General features: G+C 45.0%; 17 protein-coding genes. 6 read left to right on the top strand and 11 right to left on the bottom strand.

Annotated features, from left to right (window positions below):
• The first annotated feature begins 75 nt into the window (after window positions 1–75).
• A complete protein-coding gene (locus tag MHI51_RS04710; protein WP_076276822.1) occupies window positions 76–1,848 on the top strand; it encodes a hypothetical protein in 1,773 nt (590 codons plus the stop codon).
• Between the two features lie 641 nt (window positions 1,849–2,489).
• Here the strand turns inward: MHI51_RS04710 and MHI51_RS04705 are convergent.
• The 4 genes from MHI51_RS04705 to MHI51_RS04690 all read right to left on the bottom strand — a co-directional run bounded on the left by MHI51_RS04705 (window position 2,490) and on the right by MHI51_RS04690 (window position 6,691).
• The gene (locus MHI51_RS04705) at window positions 2,490–3,890 is read right to left on the bottom strand and encodes an ADP-ribosylglycohydrolase family protein (protein WP_076220782.1); all 1,401 of its coding nucleotides are present in this window, start codon (window positions 3,888–3,890) and stop codon (window positions 2,490–2,492) included.
• 507 nt (window positions 3,891–4,397) lie between these two features.
• Window positions 4,398–4,952, bottom strand: a complete 555-nt coding sequence (locus tag MHI51_RS04700; RefSeq protein WP_076221249.1) for a pyridoxamine 5'-phosphate oxidase family protein — start codon at window positions 4,950–4,952, stop codon at window positions 4,398–4,400.
• Between the two features lie 488 nt (window positions 4,953–5,440).
• The gene (locus MHI51_RS04695; RefSeq protein ID WP_342410440.1) at window positions 5,441–5,671 is read right to left on the bottom strand and encodes a hypothetical protein; all 231 of its coding nucleotides are present in this window, start codon (window positions 5,669–5,671) and stop codon (window positions 5,441–5,443) included.
• A 417-nt stretch (window positions 5,672–6,088) separates the two neighbouring features.
• Entirely contained in the window at window positions 6,089–6,691 is a 603-nt protein-coding gene (locus tag MHI51_RS04690) for a GyrI-like domain-containing protein (RefSeq protein WP_405173635.1), read from the bottom strand.
• A gap of 156 nt (window positions 6,692–6,847) precedes the next feature.
• Between MHI51_RS04690 and wrbA the strand changes: the two genes are divergently transcribed.
• Window positions 6,848–7,483 (top strand): NAD(P)H:quinone oxidoreductase type IV, encoded by a 636-nt coding sequence (gene wrbA, locus MHI51_RS04685; protein WP_076138996.1) that lies wholly within the window; start codon window positions 6,848–6,850, stop codon window positions 7,481–7,483.
• Window positions 7,484–7,563: 80 nt separating this feature from the next.
• Here wrbA and MHI51_RS04680 read toward each other — a convergent pair whose 3' ends face one another.
• From MHI51_RS04680 to MHI51_RS04660, 5 genes are all read right to left on the bottom strand, one after another.
• Window positions 7,564–8,562 carry a Gfo/Idh/MocA family protein gene (locus tag MHI51_RS04680; RefSeq protein ID WP_370511268.1) on the bottom strand — a complete coding sequence of 333 codons (999 nt, stop codon included), beginning with the start codon at window positions 8,560–8,562 and terminating at the stop codon, window positions 7,564–7,566.
• Between the two features lie 44 nt (window positions 8,563–8,606).
• Complete coding sequence (locus MHI51_RS04675; protein WP_081387265.1) at window positions 8,607–8,957, bottom strand: DUF1648 domain-containing protein; 351 nt, start codon at window positions 8,955–8,957, stop codon at window positions 8,607–8,609.
• A 4-nt stretch (window positions 8,958–8,961) separates the two neighbouring features.
• Entirely contained in the window at window positions 8,962–9,288 is a 327-nt protein-coding gene (locus MHI51_RS04670; protein ID WP_076276819.1) for a nucleoside triphosphate pyrophosphohydrolase, read from the bottom strand.
• A 40-nt stretch (window positions 9,289–9,328) separates the two neighbouring features.
• Window positions 9,329–9,724 carry an 8-oxo-dGTP diphosphatase MutT gene (mutT, locus tag MHI51_RS04665; RefSeq protein WP_076185009.1) on the bottom strand — a complete coding sequence of 132 codons (396 nt, stop codon included), beginning with the start codon at window positions 9,722–9,724 and terminating at the stop codon, window positions 9,329–9,331.
• Between the two features lie 167 nt (window positions 9,725–9,891).
• Window positions 9,892–10,605: a YceI family protein gene (locus MHI51_RS04660; protein WP_076219582.1), complete on the bottom strand. Its 714-nt coding sequence runs from the start codon at window positions 10,603–10,605 to the stop codon at window positions 9,892–9,894.
• Window positions 10,606–10,752: 147 nt separating this feature from the next.
• On the opposite strand from MHI51_RS04660, the gene MHI51_RS04655 reads away from it, so the two are divergent.
• From MHI51_RS04655 to MHI51_RS04645, 3 genes are all read left to right on the top strand, one after another.
• Window positions 10,753–11,436, top strand: coding sequence for a response regulator transcription factor (locus MHI51_RS04655; protein WP_232061150.1), 684 nt, complete (start codon window positions 10,753–10,755; stop codon window positions 11,434–11,436).
• Window positions 11,424–12,839 (top strand): HAMP domain-containing sensor histidine kinase, encoded by a 1,416-nt coding sequence (locus MHI51_RS04650; RefSeq protein ID WP_076129601.1) that lies wholly within the window; start codon window positions 11,424–11,426, stop codon window positions 12,837–12,839. Before MHI51_RS04655 ends, MHI51_RS04650 begins: the two co-directional genes overlap by 13 nt.
• A 69-nt stretch (window positions 12,840–12,908) precedes the next feature.
• Window positions 12,909–13,403 carry a hypothetical protein gene (locus tag MHI51_RS04645; protein WP_076099543.1) on the top strand — a complete coding sequence of 165 codons (495 nt, stop codon included), beginning with the start codon at window positions 12,909–12,911 and terminating at the stop codon, window positions 13,401–13,403.
• 96 nt (window positions 13,404–13,499) lie between these two features.
• On the opposite strand, the gene MHI51_RS04640 is transcribed toward MHI51_RS04645, so the two are convergent.
• Window positions 13,500–14,627: a copper amine oxidase N-terminal domain-containing protein gene (locus tag MHI51_RS04640; RefSeq protein WP_405173634.1), complete on the bottom strand. Its 1,128-nt coding sequence runs from the start codon at window positions 14,625–14,627 to the stop codon at window positions 13,500–13,502.
• A gap of 170 nt (window positions 14,628–14,797) precedes the next feature.
• Between MHI51_RS04640 and MHI51_RS04635 the strand changes: the two genes are divergently transcribed.
• Window positions 14,798–16,255 (top strand): amidase family protein, encoded by a 1,458-nt coding sequence (locus MHI51_RS04635; protein ID WP_405173633.1) that lies wholly within the window; start codon window positions 14,798–14,800, stop codon window positions 16,253–16,255.
• 6 nt (window positions 16,256–16,261) lie between these two features.
• Here MHI51_RS04635 and MHI51_RS04630 read toward each other — a convergent pair whose 3' ends face one another.
• The gene (locus MHI51_RS04630) at window positions 16,262–16,585 is read right to left on the bottom strand and encodes a YciI family protein (RefSeq protein ID WP_051491142.1); all 324 of its coding nucleotides are present in this window, start codon (window positions 16,583–16,585) and stop codon (window positions 16,262–16,264) included.
• Between the last annotated feature and the right edge of the window lie 92 nt (window positions 16,586–16,677).

Below are 16,677 nucleotides of genomic sequence, written 5' to 3'. Positions count from 1 at the left end.
TATAAGGATGATGTATACCGTGAAACTTATACTTTCTTAGGCTTTCTTATATTTTGAAAAAAGAGGCTACTCTATATGACGTTCAAACAATTAATAACCCTGCGAAACTTTATGATCATTTTGTGTATATGCATGCTTGTGCTGCTTGGACAGAAGGTTTTTCTCATCGCAGATAAAATACAAATCACCAAAGAAGCCGACCGTCTCTACGCTGCCGGGGATCTGATTAATGCAGAGAATCAGTACCGTCAAGCAGCGGCCAACTATTCCATTGATTACCAGGAAAAAAGAGTCGCAAAACGTCTGGATGAATTAGCTCCAATCACAGACATCCGCAAGGTTCTGAATGATTTGTTAACCTCTACTAAGGAGGAAGCAGCGACTAAGGATTTTACCGGATTTATGAAGAGCTATCAAGCTCTGCTCAGTTTAAAAGCTACATATATGAAGCCAGGCGGTTCCTATGAATCCTATTATCGCCAGTTATCGTCGGCCTCAGGCATTTCAGACCAGTTCACCTCTTATTTCCGTCAGTTTAAGGAGCAGTTCCTTGCCGAGCTTGCCCAGAACCAGAGCGGAGGGGTGAGTAATGAAGAGAACTTCAAATGGAATCTTTTGCAGATTCCTGATGCTTATTATGGAAGTACAGCTTCCAAAGAGGATTTACTAGCCTCAAAGTTTAAAAGCCATGACACAGCTATATTAAAATCCTTAGCAGGAGCAGGAAACTTTACCGGCATGCTGGAAAGCACCCTGTCCCTGATGAGTGCTTATAGCCAGCATAATTACGAAGCTCCTTGGGTACTTCAACAAGCAGAAAGCAGCGGGAAGATCATCCTGAACAAGGATCTTGAAGGTGACAATATCACAGCTTTTGCAGGGCATGCTGTAGCTTATCGTAATTTTGCAGGATCGGCAGGTATCACTTCATCAAAGGTGCTGACTTTGATCGATACCACTAAGGCTAAGCTACTAAAAAATGCCAAACGTCTGACTACTAAAGGTCAATATGCCGAGGCGATACAATTATACGGAGATCTTGCCCCGCTAGAAGATACTTCGACAAACATTGCCGCTGCTAGAATTGCCTGGAATATCGCAGAGCCTGTTCGCCTCCTTCCTGGGGGAGAAGAGCAAGACAAATACAACAACGTCATCTCACGCAAAGGACTATCGAGCACAAAAGTGATCGTTGCCGGGACGGATAATAGTGGCGTGCTCTATTATGCCGCGATGAATAACGACGACAATGTGGTCACATTAACCGGAAACAGCTTGCCACGCTTCGAGAGTCTGCGCAGTCTTACTTTTAATGAACAGTTGGCAACCTCTTCAGGTGTACCTGTGGTTTTAGCCCAATCTGAGGTTGAAGGTGGACGCACCCTTTTCACAGCGTATGAGATGAAATCGAATGGTATTTCGCAGTTATTTTCTTTAGCTGGTGATAGTTATGAACTGCAGCCGGATGACTCTATTCTCGTGCCTAATGCAGATCTTGGAGACGGTGTTGACGGGCAAACGGCACTTTACCGTAAAGTAGACGGCATCTATCAATTCGCGGAGATTGTTCAGGAGTATGCCGTAATCTCAGCTGCGGATCTGACCACTCATCCTTTTGAAAAGGTCTCTTTTCATTGTGAGATCGTCGTAGATAACTTCGGCAATAGTCTTGCTTACTCGGATGGGATTTATATTTTGCTCCAAGGAGAAGTGGGTTCCGTTACAGGTAACGCGTTAGTTAGTGGCCAATATCAGAATGGATATGAGCTCGTTGGAACAGACATGGGCGAGCAATATGTGCCTGTGTTTATAGTGGAATCCGTAGGTAGCATGAGCTTTGGGCGGTAGGGATTTGGGATACGGGATACGGGATACAGCATACGGGATACGGGATACGGGATACGGGATACGGGATACGGGATACGGGATACAGGATACGGCATACGGCATACGGCATACGGGATAACCTTGTCTTTGTGTCGGCTCGACGATCCTGTAAGCTCCACCACTTATAGCAACTAGCGTTGAACAGCGCTTCGATGGTTAATAGGTACGTAATGCCATGAAGATCACATAGCTCGTTAATCATTCGTAATTATCCTGTAGTCTAAGTCTCGTTAATTTACCTATTGTGGATGTTTTTAACAATCCATTGAACTTTCAAGTAATCTGCTCTAGACGCTTTCACACCATTGGTTACGCATCATCCCTTATGTGATCTACGTTTGATGTAACATCTTCAAGCAAATTTGCCATTGTTAGCAGTACCTGTTGCTAGACAAAAAGACACTAACCGGGGGTTGGTGTCTTTTTTTCCATGTACTAGCAGTCTATGGATAGATGAAAAAAATCAAAAAGTAACCTGTTACGGGATAATGTCGTATTGCATTAAGCACGGTGACTTTTACTCAGCTACTCAATTGGCACTTTTAATTTCTAAAGCACTTCTATATAGGTCCCACTTAACCATTTTTTTGATGAAATCAAATTCAAAGGTTTAAATCGGTGTTCTCGTTTACATAGAGCTCGCTGGGTTCAATTCGATGTTGGTGAGTATGCAACAGCTCTGGCAAACGCCCCATCCGCTCAGCCAAACGGGATAGCTTTTGCTCATGAAAATTAGATAATCCCGTATGAATCCGGTCTTGGAAAGGCTCAAGCCATCTTGTTTCCAGGCTGTCAGAACCGAAATAAACCCCGAGCAGAGAGCCTGCTGTTGCTCCAAAACTATCCGTATCGTTGCCTTGCATCACCTGCTTGCATATCCCGTCACCGACATTGTCTGCAAATCGAAATGTATTAATTAAGGTACCTATTTCCTGATAAACCTGACAGTGACTATAATTTGCATACTTATGGTTAATGCTCTGATAAGCTTCCAGCCAGTTATCTGCATTCGCTACCCTCTGCAGGCAATCCTGAGTAATCTCATAGAATCGGCTCCTTTCAGGTACGAATTGCAGTGCAGTACTTATTATTTTAATAGGATCGCGCAGCACTTGCGCAACTGCAATCGCAGCGGCGATGAACATCGTGGCGTAGATCCCCGTCCGGCGATGTGTAAAACTTGCATCACGCCAAGCTAGCTCAGCGGCAAGAGCGGGTTGACCGGGGCAGGCATAACCGTAAGCATCTGCGCGAATCGCTGCTCCGCATAGTTCTGTATCTTGCACCATGAAGTCGGGCCAAGCCTCTATTTCAGAATGATTGAATAGTTCTCTATCATGCTCCAGATAGCTAATCCCCGATCGAAGCAAGATGGTCCTCTCCGGTCCCCAAGTAGTACTTATCGGAAGATGATTTATCCATAAATCTCTTAAATTTCTTTTCGTAAAACCATCGCCAAATTGTTCTAACGCCATCATTCCCATTAATGTGTAATTGATATCATCATCAGGTGCCACATAACGAATCCGCCCCCGCGTCGTCTCAAACCAAGACCAATGTCGACGATCTAAAGCATGGAGAACTTCATCAGAAATGTAATCATTCAGTGGCCATTCCCCTACAGAAGTTAAAGCTTTACGCAATTCCGACAAGCTGGGGTTTACCTCAATCGGTTTGCCTAGCATTGAACCACAGACTGAAGCGAGGAATCCCGCCTCCACACGCTTGGAGCTATCCTTAAGATTCAAGATGCCGACCTGGCCTAAAGGTCGTGCCGGATCGCATTCCTGCCATATCTCTTGTAAATCGTTTGGTTCATAGTAAGGCCAATTGTCCCTCATTGGAATGGCCACCAAGCTATGAGCGAATTCCAGATAGGCATCATAGCTTGCGGGAAGCTGTTCCAGCTTGGCTAAATAACCCGAGGTTTGATGCCCCTGTGCAAATTTATTGCGTAAAATTCCCTCTAATTGACGTTTAAGAAATGTGAGTGATGGCAGCATGCTGTATCTCCTTTGTCCGTTTATTAATCTACGTTTCAAATGATTTCTACATGAGAATGTAAACGATGATTGATGGAAAAGCAGCCCATCCCATCGCCTTCATTATAAGTTTAAATAAACGAGCATGCGATGATAGAAATAACAGTAAAAGCAATAAGTTTAATAGACTATTAAATAGGGAAAGACACTCTAAAAAACCCTCCAATGGGATGCCAAATGAATCGTCACCCTTATGTCCTTCATTTTTTCGATTACGGGATTACAGGTTAAAGGATTACGGGATTACTTGTTGCGTTCGATTAGCTTATTACTTTGCCTAATGAGATCGAATGTACTGGTTTATAGCATACACTGTATCCAACTAGTGAACATTTATAATGGTAGTCAAGCAACTATAGCGACTTGGGTGTACATATACGAAGCAGACAACTTTTAATGACTTGAGTAAGCAACCCTATGGTTTGTGCCTTCCTTCTACCGACCATGAGTATGGGAGATCCTCTCTGGTCAGTTTTTTTGTCCAAGAGGTGTGGGTAGCCCGTCTATACTCTTAGTGTTTTTCTCTTGTCTATATTCTTTCAGGCCTGCCTCGCCCTTTTGGATAGACCAACGCTGCAACGTATCCCGCTCACCCGCATAACTCATGAATGGGATCGAAAATCCGCAGGAAGTCTGTACTTTATGAACATCTATCAAAATGATCTGTCTAGCTCCAGGCAGAGATGTGAACATAGGGTATAGTGTTTCCCATTCTGCTGATTCAGGCAAAATCACAGCCCCTGTTCCATACAGTCTTAAAATATTAGGCGGCCCCTCAAACGCACAAAACATAACCGTCACTCTTCCATTTTCCAGCAGATGCGCGCTCGTCTCATTACCGCTGCCGGTCATGTCTAGATAGGCCACCTGATTAGGAGACAATATCCGAAAACAATCATGTCCCTTCGGCGAAAGGTTAACATGCCCATCTTCTGAAAGCGGCGCCGACCCTACGAAAAAAAGATGCTGCCGAAGGATAAACTCTTCATGTACAGGTAGTATAGCGGTAAATTGTTTTCCCATTTGGCATTCTCCATTTCTGTATATTTGTGTGTTGGCTAATTGGTCATCTCTACTTCAACTCTATCGGATCCGCCGACTCAATGAGTTCCATGAACTACATAAACTACATAAACTACATGAACTACATGAACTACATGAACTACATGAACTACATGAACTACATGAACTACAACAGCTTCACCAATCACCTCAGTTCCATCAACCACATTTGCTTAACTAACTAGCTTTGCCGACTACATTAACTTCTACAGTTACATTAGCTCTATCAACTCCGTTAGTTTCACCAACTGAATCAGTTCCTTAAGCGCATTAACTCCACTAACAACAACAGTTCCACTAGCTCCTCCATCAAACTAACTTTGACTAGGTCCAAGCGGCGTTTGCCGCTAATGTAGGGCATTTTTGACTCTCTTTCCTGCTATTTTAGCTCGGGGCGGCTAATGTAGGGCACTTTTGCCTCTCTTTCCTGCTATTTTAGCTCGGGGCGGCTAATATAGAGCATTTTTGCTCCTATTTCTGACTAATTCGACGCTATGCAGCTGATGTAGAGGATTTTTACCGTTCATTCGCGCCACTTGAGCCCAATCCAGCAAATCTACGGGATTTTTACCGTTCATTCTCGCCACTTCTGCCCAATCCAGCAAATCTACGGGATTTTCACCGTACATCCCCGCCACTTGAGCCCAATCCAGCAAATCTACGGGATTTTTACCGTACATCCCCGCCACTTGAGCCCAATCCAGCAAATCTACGGGATTTTTACCGTATATTTTTCCGCAGACACATTAGTTAAGTATATATACTCTAGGGCTTTTCTTATGTCTCCCCCCGTCTGCCTAAATGCAAGCCTCAGCAAAGATTAACAACACATCCCGAGAATTTTAAGCTGTTTATATTCTCTTCCACCGTCAAGTAACCCTTCTCCCCGGTACCTGGCCGTCAGCAAAAATAGGGACTACCTCTCGGCAGCCCCCCTTTCTCTCGCAAGCTGCTTGATACTACTATCAGAAGCAACTCCCTTAAATCCCTTTTTCCCTATAAAATACTTCCCTATAAACACTTCCTATAACACTTTCCCTAAAATCTCCCGCTTAAGCACTTAACCCACTAAGCACACAAAACCATCCTTCCCCTATCTATTCAATCGCAATATAAATCTCAACCTGCGTGTCAGCAGGGTCAAAATTCCGTGAATCATAAATCTCAAAATCCCCCGTGTAAGTTCTTACCTCCCCAGACTCCTTAAAGTACGCCCAAATCTCCCCCCACGCTTGCACGACTACTTCAAATACCGGACCTTTTATCGTCTTAAAAACCATGTATTTGCTCTCCGGTACAGCCGCATAGGTGAACTGGTTTTCCACTAGTTCGCTTTCCTCTAGTTCGCTTTCCTCTAGTTCGCTTTTCTCTAGCTTGCTTTCCTCTAGCTCGCTTTCCACTAGCTCGTTTTCCTCTAGCTCGCCTTCCTCTAGCTGCCTTCCCTCTATATGTCTCTCCTCAGCTACTTCATGCCCGATCACAACGGTATACGCTCCGTTCGCATCACTCTCATAATCCGTATACAAAGCATAGATATACTCAGGATTTACCGTAGCTATCTGCCCCGCAATATTACTCTGAAAATAAGTTTCCCACAGCTGCGACAAACCTCCATCAGGTCCCATTTCTGCTTCATTAGTTGTGCGTATGCTAACCCCCGCCAAGGTCATTTTTGCTTTCTCTACAAAATAAGTATTCATCCATTCTCCCTCATTTCCTGTGCTTGAACTTAGTATATACAGGCAAAGTGGACATCTGTCTGTCCAGTTCGAATAGATTGATTTCATTCTGGGTTATAAAGACACCATTAGGGTAATTAATAGTATGGAACTACACTCGAAGGGAATGACTACAGCATGTCAAAAATCAAATTAGCTGTCATCTACTACAGTGCCACAGGAACTAACTACCAGCTAGCACAATGGGCCGCGGAAAGCGCAGAAAAAGCAGGAGCTGAGGTAAAACTGCTGAAGGTGCAGGAACTGGTCCCCGAGGACAAAATTCAAGCAAATCCAGCCATGAAAGCCCTAGCTGAAAAAACAAAAGATATCCCAGTCGCCACACCCGACGATATAGTCGAAGCGGATGCGATTATTTTCAGTTCCCCAACCCGTTACGGTAACATTGCTTCCCAGATGAAGCAGTTCATTGATACAACCGGTGGTATTTGGGGCAAAGGATTAACAGTAAACAAAGTCGTCAGCGCCATGAGCTCAGCACAGAACCCGCATGGTGGACAAGAAGCTACGATTTTGGCACTCTACACGTCGATGTATCACTGGGGAGCCATTGTTGCAGCACCCGGTTATACCGATCCAGTCACATTTGGTGCGGGAGGCAACCCTTACGGAACAAGTGTCAGTGTAGATGGAGACGGTAAAATGATCGAAGATCAGGATCGGATCCGTGACGCTGTTTTTCATCAAGCGAAGCGTACCGTTGAAGTGGCCGGCTGGGTCCAGGCAGGCAAAAACGCCAATAATCAGAACTAGCGCAGCTGAGTTAATATAACAACACCCCTCGGAGCTACTTGTGTAGCACTGCACCGAGGGGTGTTTAATTTATATTTTAATTACTCTCCAGGGTATTTAAGCCCCCACTGTGCACGCACTTGATCCAGCAGTTTCAGAATCGCTAACGATTCATCCAATGTCATCACCGGACTCTCTGTAAGCCCTGCCTGAAGACAACGTCCTACTTCCTCCGCTTCAAAACAATATCCAATAGAAGCACGGTCGTCCACAAAGCTCTCTACCTTCTCATCTCCTATATAAAGCGCAGCCGATTTCGGGTTCACTAATGTACCCTCTACAATAATACGGCCTTCTGTGCCAAACACATGCGCTTCCTCCAACATGTTAAGACGAATACCACCGTTCAACGAAGCGGTTTTCCCGTTACCATATGACAACAGCATCGAGAAATGCTCGTCCACTCCAGTCTCACCTATGTGCACTGTGCTGGAAATAGACTCAGGATGAGGTCCAAACACCATGGAGGCAAAAGAAACCGGATAAATCCCCACATCCAGCAGCGCCCCCCCGCCCAGCTTCGGATTCAGCAATCTGCCTTCCGGGTTCCAGTCGGTACGAAACCCTAGGTCTGCCTTCACCAAACGAACATCACCGATTCTACCCTCAGCAATCCATTCTCTAACCTTCACAATCGCCGGGATGTAGCGACTCCACATTGCCTCCATCAGGAATAGCTTATGTGCTCTAGCATAGGCCACAACTTCTTCCAATTCACCGCTGTTTACGGTAAAAGGTTTCTCACACAGGACAGCTTTGCCTGCACGCAGCGCCATTAAAGCATTTTCTTTGTGAAAAGGATGCGGCGTTCCAATATATACCGCGTCTACATTCGGGTCATTCAGCAATTCCTCATAGGTTGCATAGGCATGCGGAATCCCATGATTTTTAGCAAATTCATCGGCACTTTCCTGAGATCTTGACCCAACGGCATAAGCCACACCATTACTGGCATGCGCCAAATCAGTAACAAATTGATGAGCAATCCAGCCTGTGCTAATAATTCCCCATCTCACCTTGTAAGCGTTATCCATTTTCATTTGCATGTTCCTCCTAATCCTTCTGCTAAGTCTCTTTAATTCTATCAGACCATTCTAATGAATGTATAGGAACTGATGCCAGCAAACACCACCGTCACCACCAAAATAGCAATATTCCAGATCTTGCTCAAGGCCGCTGAGTGCTCGTTAGAGCTTTGAATAAACGCTTTTTGCAAAAGGAACTGTAAAAGCTTCATGATTATGAATCCCAAACAACCCAGCCCGCTTTGCAAAATAACCTCCAGACTAGCTTTACTTACAAATCGATCAGCCATGTTCCCATCATAATGAATCGGCACGGTATCCGGCATTTTGGAATAAAGGAATAAATAAATAGCTACAGGAATCAAGGCCACCACACTGCTTAAGATCATCGTCAGTTTGGTTTTGAACAACGTTTTACCCTCCTTCCACTTCAATCAGATATATCCCCTTCTTAAATCCACCGCGACGTTTAGCTTTCTCTGCACGTTGCTTCTCCAGCTCCACGCTATTGCTCCCGTGTGTCTCCGCCAGAGCCTGAATCACTTCCAGCATATCGGCAAGCTCCTCCAGAGCTTCTTCATCACTTGCTGCCTGAAAATATTCCTTCGACTCTTCTTGCAATTTTTTACGTAGTTCAGTTATGTATTCTTTGGACTCTAATATCCTTGTGTTAAAATCTTTACCTTGAGAAGCTATCAAATCGGGGATGCCGTCACGCACTAGCTTTTCATATACAGGCATTTAAGCTCTTCCTTTCTTCTACATTATATTATATCTCCCTTCAATCCGGCTTTGATTCCATCACTAGACGTTCTACAAAAGGAAGATCAGCCGGAGCAAACATGAACTGATCCAGTTCAGCCGGAAGCACCCACCTATGTTCGTCGTGATCGACCAGATCAATTACACCTCCCTGATACCGCGCTTTCCAAGCAATCAATTGGATCTTTATCTCTCCATAGTTATGCTCGTTCATGCCAAAGCTCTCATAGGGAAGGATTGTGATCCCCATCTCTTCCTGAAGCTCTCTTTGCAGACACTCTGCGATGCTCTCATCCTGCTCTATTTTGCCACCAGGAAATTCCCACAGACCTGCCTGCGATTTACCTTGCCGCCGCCGGGCAATAAGAATCTGCCCTTCTTCATTATGTATAATTGCTGCCGCCACCTTGATCACAAAGAACACCTCCACTATTGCTAGTTATTCGACAGATACTACTATTAAAACATACAATTCATTCCAAACCAAAGAGACTCTCCCAAAAGCCAACACAGCCTGGGAAAATCTCTTCAGTACAGTCTCTCTATAAATTTCACAGCAGCGTTATCCTTACGAAAGAGCTACTATTTTGTCAGCACAAGTTCCAAGCGAACCTCAAGATTATTTTCTGTATCCAGCACAACGGTGTGGGGATTGCTTAGACCAAAGTCAGAAAAGGCCACTGTTGTCGTTCCCGACAACATCAACTGTCCCCCGCTATACACCGCTTGCGACTGAAAGGTGACGTCCTTTTCTACTCCTTTTACGGTAAGCGTCCCCTGCATTTCAACAGGCACAGTTGCTCCTTCAGTCCATTCTGCCGGCAGCTCCGAAAATGACTTCACTACAAACGTGGATTGTGGAAATTCCGTAACGGATAGAAAATCCTCTCCTTTTACATGCTCGTCCCGTTGGCTATTGCCAGAATCCAGAGCGCTCATATCCACTGTCCCTTCCCCGGCCATCGAAGTAGAATCCTCTATATTTACCTTCCAGGTACCCTGAACTTTGTTGTCTACGAAGTTTACTGTCTCTTTAGAGGTCGTCACTGACCAATAGACTTTAGAGGTTTCCGCAAGGGTCCAATCCCCGTTTAATTGTTCGGCTGTGACCGCCACCCCTGCTGATGCTCCAGTGTTATTTGTTGTCTCTCCAGCATCTGCTGTGGTTGCTTGATTTGGAATCACGGACTCGATCTCTACATTATTGCCCAGCGATTTATCCAGTAATGTATAACCTGTGACTACTCCTACGATAATAACTCCTGCAGCGATCAAGGCTATTCTTTTTCTCTTCATCCTGTTCCCTCCAATATTCATAATTTCTGTATGCTCTCAAGCTCGTCCCTCATTCTAACAAAGCAATATGTCGGGAAGAAGTCAGAGCAGAACGGGCTATGATGTGTTAAACTTGTCGTAAATTTTATGGACTGGAGGTACTCCAATTTGACGAAATCCATTCTTGTTGTAGAAGATGAAGAAGCCATCTCTAGGGTCCTCAGTGCTTATCTGAAAAAAGCAGGCTTTCAAGTCACCCGTGTAGCCGATGGACGCGCTGCGCTGGAGTCTTTTGCTATATCTCCTCCTTCATTAGTATTACTAGACATCATGCTGCCAAACATGGACGGCTTTGAACTGCTTAAGCTCATCCGTGAAAAAAGCAGCTGCCCTGTGATCATGCTGACGGCAAGAGATGGGATCAATGACCGGCTAGCCGGCCTCGACGGTGGTGCGGATGATTATATGTCTAAACCTTTTATTCCCGAGGAGGTGGTAGCACGCGTGAACGCTGTCTTACGCCGTCCCTCGCAGTGGTCTGATGGCAGCCGTAAACGGCATTATGGCAGTTTGTTTATCGACTTCACAGCACGTGCTGTCTTTTTAAATGGGGCTGAGCTGAGTCTTAGTCCTCGGGATATGTCAGTGCTGTTATTTCTCGCTGAAAGACCTAATCAGATTTGTACGCGTGAGCAATTAATAGAATTTGTATGGGAAATGGATTATGAAGGAAGCGACCGGGCGGTAGATTTGTCGATCAAAAGACTACGCCAAGCGTTGTCGCACTGGCCAACTAGTGAGGGGGAAATCCGTACCCTAAGGGGGACGGGATATCAATTATGGACAACTTAAAGAGAAACAACGCCAAACGTACCTCTATCCTTTCTTACTGGACGATACGTTATTTGCTCATTATTAGTGTAGGCCTGCTCCTCACAGCTTTAGCTACATTATGGTGGATCCGTCAGGAGGCTATGAGCAATCGTCTGCAGACTGCGGGGCTTTTGGCACAGGAGATTGCAGATCGCAGCTTAAATATGGAAGGCTCCATTGAAATCAGCCAAAATCTCGAAAAACTGATCGAAGACCGGAAGCGGTTTTTCAAGTTAACCATAGAGATGTGCGTGATCATTACTGATCAACAAGGTCAAATGCTATTCTCCCTGCCACCTCTAACTGACAAGGAAATGAGATATAAGCTAAATGATAGCCTGAACGACTCCCGCAGTCCGGAGTTCAAAGCTGCTGTGGCTCCCATAAATTCGGATGACAAAACACTGGGACAGGTTATTGTCCTGCAATCCAAAAAATCACTGCGGCATATTCCACAGGAGGAGATCATATTTTTCTCCATACTGCTGCTGTTTCTAATCATCTTAAGTTGGCTAACCATTTACCTCTTATCTCGTAAACTGGCAAAACCCATTCAGAAGGTAGTCGAGGCAGCGGCTCAAATCAGCCATGGCCGTTATGATATCGTTCTAGATAAGGATGCTAAAGAGCGGGAAATTCATGAGCTGATGATGTCTTTTGAAGAGATGGCAGGCAAGTTACAGCAATTTGAGCAGTCTCGAGCCGTAATGCTGGCCGGAGTCTCCCATGAGTTGAAAACACCCGTAACCTCTATTAAAGGCCTGGTGCATGCCGTCCGCGAAGGGGTCGTTGAAGGTGATGAAGCTGTGGAATTTCTGGATATTGCCCTGCTGGAGGCTGGGCGGTTGCAGCGAATGGTAGCCGACCTTCTGGATTACAATGCCCTGACTGCAGGAATGGTTTCCGTTCGTCACGACCGACTCGATGCCGTACCACTACTATCAGAAATCGTATATCAATGGAAACTGACACAGGCGGAAGATGTTGCTGAACCCGTGCTCCATATGCCGATCAATCCCTTATTTTTGCGTGGGGACTCCCTTCGTATCCAGCAGATTATCGTCAATCTACTTAATAACAGCGTACAAGCCAAAGCTCCGGATCGAAAGGTGCAGCTTACGATAGACCTGCTGGAGCAGCAAGGTCATGGCTTTGCCGAAATCCGTGTTCAAGATAATGGGCTTGGCATCTCATCCAATCATAGTGAGCATGTCTTCGAAGCCTTCTTCCGGGGCAGCGATAAGCAGAGCACACTGCGTGGTCTAGGACTCGGCCTAACCTTCAGCCGTCTGTTGGCCGAATCTATGAACGGAAGCCTCGTGCTTGAGGAGCACTCAGACAAAGGCTGCACCTTCGTGCTGTCTCTGCCGCTTGATGATTAAAAAATAGTCTGCGATCCAGCGACATGGTATAATCATGTGCACAATCACACCGAAAACCGGAGGCTGTATATGCTTACTTTTGAACAAAAATTAGCGATTCTCGACTCTTACCCCCAGCTGGAACGCAAAAATGTATCCCTTGGGCGCGTGAACTATCACTACGAGGAAAGCCAGCATGATAAGAAAACCGTGGCTTTTCACCTGCATCCAAATGGTAATGGCTATGTGTTCGCAGGCTTACTGCGGGGCTACGAGACAGACGATAAGGGCTTCGTGAATATTCGCGACTACTCGGAATCCGAGCTGCGCAGTTTGCTGGATGCCTCCATCACCTCACTGTCTATTTACATTCCTGATGCTCCTGTAGCCAGCAAAAGAAAGAAAAAGGCTGCGGCAACTGCCGATACACTCTGGACTAATGATGAGGGCCAAACCCTAACCCTAAAGCTTGAGGATGATTTATGGTATGTCTATGCCGACCTCAATCTGGAGATGGCGTTTGAAACGCTTGAGGAAGCTAAAGAATATTTAGCGGAAGAGGGATTTACAGCAGCGCAGGAGTAATTGTCAGACTTTAATCTACACACTCACAACAAAAGAGGTGTCTGAGCAGCCATTTATTTTGGCCGTTCGGACACCTCTTTTCTAATAAAACGATCCTTAATATACAGGTTCCGTATATATGTAACTATAAATACCCAAATCGAGCTCGGAAACCACTTCATAATCTAGTTGGAATTCTATAGTCTTATTTGATAGACCTCCTACAAAATAACTGCCCTCCACAACCAACCTATCCTTCCCTCCAACTGGGGCGACCAAGATCAGCTGTTCAGTTTTATTGGCCGGGATCATAAAGTTTTGCAGCCCACCCGTCTGATCTTGAATATATTTACGGACAGATACGAGGTTACTGCCTAATTCCGAGAGGCCGGAATTGTTGTTCCGCCATACATCAAGCGCATCTTGTTGGGATTGGTTGGAACTGACACACGCCTGATTAACTGAAAATTCCGGGATTTTATATATATTCCCGCCAATATTATCGATAACTACTTTATGGGTTACTTCCGTACAATTTTCAATTTTCAGAGTCGGCATGGGGTCCTTTTCCTTTGAGAATGTCTTTATGATTTTTTGATCACCAGACTTAAAATTTATTGAGATGTCTTTATTATCCATGTTAGAAAATTCGAGCAAGCTATACAGCTGATTATTTTTAATTCCGTAGTGCTTTACGATTATAACAAACCTGTTTCTCTCATCTGATAACGATTTTGATTGCTCTTGGCTTCCTACTGAAATTGTTCTGTTGACCGGGGCAATAAGCTTCTCCTCGGCAACTGGTGAGGTTATGTAAATAGATTTTGTACCTTCGTCCCAAGTGACACTACTACCCAACACTTCGCTAATAAATCTTAAAGGGACTAGTGTATTATTTTGAAAATTGATACCCTTTAAGACTTGCTCATGCTCTTTGGCGTTTACAATTACTCTTCCTTCCTTGACCAGATAAAAAATGTTAATATCCCCTTTAACCGCTGAGACCGACTTCGCATGATTATCCCATTTAATAGTTGCGCCTAAAGCTTCAAAGATCGCCCGCATAGGTACGTATGTAACTCCATCTTTCAGTATAGGACTTACATTAAAATGTAATTGCTTACCGTCCAAATAACATTTGAGATCACTGTCTTCCGCAAAGGCTTGACTTGAAGATAAAACAGCAAAACTTATCATCACCACAAAAAAAGTGATAATTTTTGAAGCAAAGTTGTGGTTTTTCATGTTCTTAATTTAGCTCCTAATCTAGAAAAATAAAAAAATTACAATGCACACCTGAATATATCAAATGGCCAATCAAAATGTAAGTCTAAAAAGAAAACTACCAACGACACCCAAATTATGGTTAGATGAAGGAGAAGCCATATCCTAGAGGGAAAGAAGCGTGAACGCATATGAGTTTTGAAATCGTAGAGGCCACCATACCGGACATCCAAGCTGCATTAGAAGCCGGAGAAATTACGTCAAAACAACTAGTTCTCATGTATTATGAACGCATTGCTGATCACGACAAAAACGGCCTGACGATTAACTCTGTACTGGAGATTAATCCTGATGCGTTGTTTATCGCAGAATCTCTGGATGTGGAACGGGCAATTAATGGCCCACGCGGCCCCCTGCACGGGATACCTGTGTTATTGAAAGATAATATCAATACTGGGGACAAAATGCATACAAGTGCGGGTTCGCTGGCTTTGGCGAATTCTTTTGCCGGGGAAGATGCGTTTATAGTTACCAAGCTGCGTGAAGCCGGCGCCATTATTATGGGTAAAGCCAATATGACCGAATTCGCCAATTTTATGACGAACGGCATGCCCTCCGGCTATAGCTCCCGTGGCGGGCAAGTCCTTAACCCCTACAATATTTCTACGCCAACCGGCGGCTCTAGTGCGGGTTCAGCAGTAGCTGTCGCTTGTAATTTCTGTACGGTCTCTGTTGGCACAGAAACTTCGGGATCGATTCTTAATCCCGGTAATTTGGGCTCCATCATCGGCATTAAGCCAACCGTGGGGCTGCTCAGCCGTTCAGGAATCCTGCCGCTCTCCAATACACAAGACACCGCAGGCCCTATGGCTAGAACCGTTCATGATGCCGTGTTACTGCTAAACGCCATGCTGGGCAAGGATCAGCACGATGCAGCTATGGGAACAAATACAGGTAAAATCCACGAGGATTATACTGTATTCCTTGATCCGAATGGTTTGCAGGGCGCTCGGATTGGGATACCACGTGATTATTATTTTGAGGAGCTCACAGATGAGCAGCTTGCTTTGTTCAACGCTTCCGTCGACAGAATGAGAGAGCTTGGAGCGACCATCATTGATCCTGCGGATATTAAGACCGCCCGCGAAATTAGTTACTCTTCGGTGGTATTAAACGAATTCAAAACAGCACTGAATGCTTATTTATCTCATTTGGGTCCAGGAGCACCTATGCGAACCTTGAAGGATATTATTGATTTTAATCATGCACACCCTGTGGAGACTTTGAGATTTGGTCAAGCTACATTAATAGATGCGGAATATACCTCCTCCGGCACACAAAGCGAAGCTCAATATTTACGCCATCGTGCGACTGACCTGAAGCTGTGCAAGGAAGAAGGGATCGATGCCACTATGAAAGAATACAATCTGGATGCCCTGCTGTTCCCTGCCGATTTTGGCGCCAGAATTACTTCCAGAGCAGGATATCCGTCCATCGTCGTTCCTTCTGGATACACTTCGGCCGGCGCTCCCTTTGGTGTAACCTTCTCAGCAAAAGCTTATCAGGAGCCTACGCTTATCAAGCTAGCCTATGCCTATGAGCAGCATTACAAGGTGCGAAAAGCACCTTCGCTAAAAAGCTTCATTTGATTAAACCTATTCCTGAAGTGGAACAATACCTAAATGCCTGTTCCCCTCATGGGACAGACTCCATGTACGCACTTCATAGCTACGAATGCCAGACAGCACGTAAGGATCTTTTTCGGCAAGGAGAACGGCTTCTTCGCGTGAGTTCGCTCTTACAATAACCATACCGCCAGGACAATCACTAAAGGGACCACACAGCACTAATTGTCCTTTACGGTCCAGCTCTTGTAAATGCTTAACATGACCACGAATAATCTCCATGTCTCTACGGTCTTGATTCGTCGGGCTAAGCAAAATAACATAACAAATATCTGCTTGATTGACCTCACTCATCCTATTCTCCGCCTCTCGTTCAAATAGAAACTAAAGCCCGTAACGGTGATTTCCCAATGCCGATTCGGGCTTTTTTATTTCGCGATATCTTC

Source organism: Paenibacillus sp. FSL H8-0260, from assembly GCF_045040625.1.
Lineage (GTDB): Bacteria > Bacillota > Bacilli > Paenibacillales > Paenibacillaceae > Paenibacillus_AQ > Paenibacillus_AQ odorifer.
The sequence above is the reverse complement of the archived record's forward strand: the minus strand, read 5'-3'. Positions and strand labels throughout refer to the sequence as shown.

What these genes read in the sequence shown, in the direction of transcription:
- MHI51_RS04710 (WP_076276822.1), top strand. Translation starts at nt 76, where the DNA reads ATGACGTTCAAACAATTAATAACCCTGCGAAACTTTATGATCATTTTG.
- MHI51_RS04705 (WP_076220782.1), bottom strand. Translation starts at nt 3,890, where the DNA reads ATGCTGCCATCACTCACATTTCTTAAACGTCAATTAGAGGGAATTTTA.
- MHI51_RS04700 (WP_076221249.1), bottom strand. Translation starts at nt 4,952, where the DNA reads ATGGGAAAACAATTTACCGCTATACTACCTGTACATGAAGAGTTTATC.
- MHI51_RS04695 (WP_342410440.1), bottom strand. Translation starts at nt 5,671, where the DNA reads ATGTACGGTAAAAATCCCGTAGATTTGCTGGATTGGGCTCAAGTGGCG.
- MHI51_RS04690 (WP_405173635.1), bottom strand. Translation starts at nt 6,691, where the DNA reads ATGAATACTTATTTTGTAGAGAAAGCAAAAATGACCTTGGCGGGGGTT.
- wrbA (WP_076138996.1), top strand. Translation starts at nt 6,848, where the DNA reads ATGTCAAAAATCAAATTAGCTGTCATCTACTACAGTGCCACAGGAACT.
- MHI51_RS04680 (WP_370511268.1), bottom strand. Translation starts at nt 8,562, where the DNA reads ATGAAAATGGATAACGCTTACAAGGTGAGATGGGGAATTATTAGCACA.
- MHI51_RS04670 (WP_076276819.1), bottom strand. Translation starts at nt 9,288, where the DNA reads ATGCCTGTATATGAAAAGCTAGTGCGTGACGGCATCCCCGATTTGATA.
- MHI51_RS04660 (WP_076219582.1), bottom strand. Translation starts at nt 10,605, where the DNA reads ATGAAGAGAAAAAGAATAGCCTTGATCGCTGCAGGAGTTATTATCGTA.
- MHI51_RS04650 (WP_076129601.1), top strand. Translation starts at nt 11,424, where the DNA reads ATGGACAACTTAAAGAGAAACAACGCCAAACGTACCTCTATCCTTTCT.
- MHI51_RS04645 (WP_076099543.1), top strand. Translation starts at nt 12,909, where the DNA reads ATGCTTACTTTTGAACAAAAATTAGCGATTCTCGACTCTTACCCCCAG.
- MHI51_RS04640 (WP_405173634.1), bottom strand. Translation starts at nt 14,627, where the DNA reads ATGAAAAACCACAACTTTGCTTCAAAAATTATCACTTTTTTTGTGGTG.
- MHI51_RS04635 (WP_405173633.1), top strand. Translation starts at nt 14,798, where the DNA reads ATGAGTTTTGAAATCGTAGAGGCCACCATACCGGACATCCAAGCTGCA.
- MHI51_RS04630 (WP_051491142.1), bottom strand. Translation starts at nt 16,585, where the DNA reads ATGAGTGAGGTCAATCAAGCAGATATTTGTTATGTTATTTTGCTTAGC.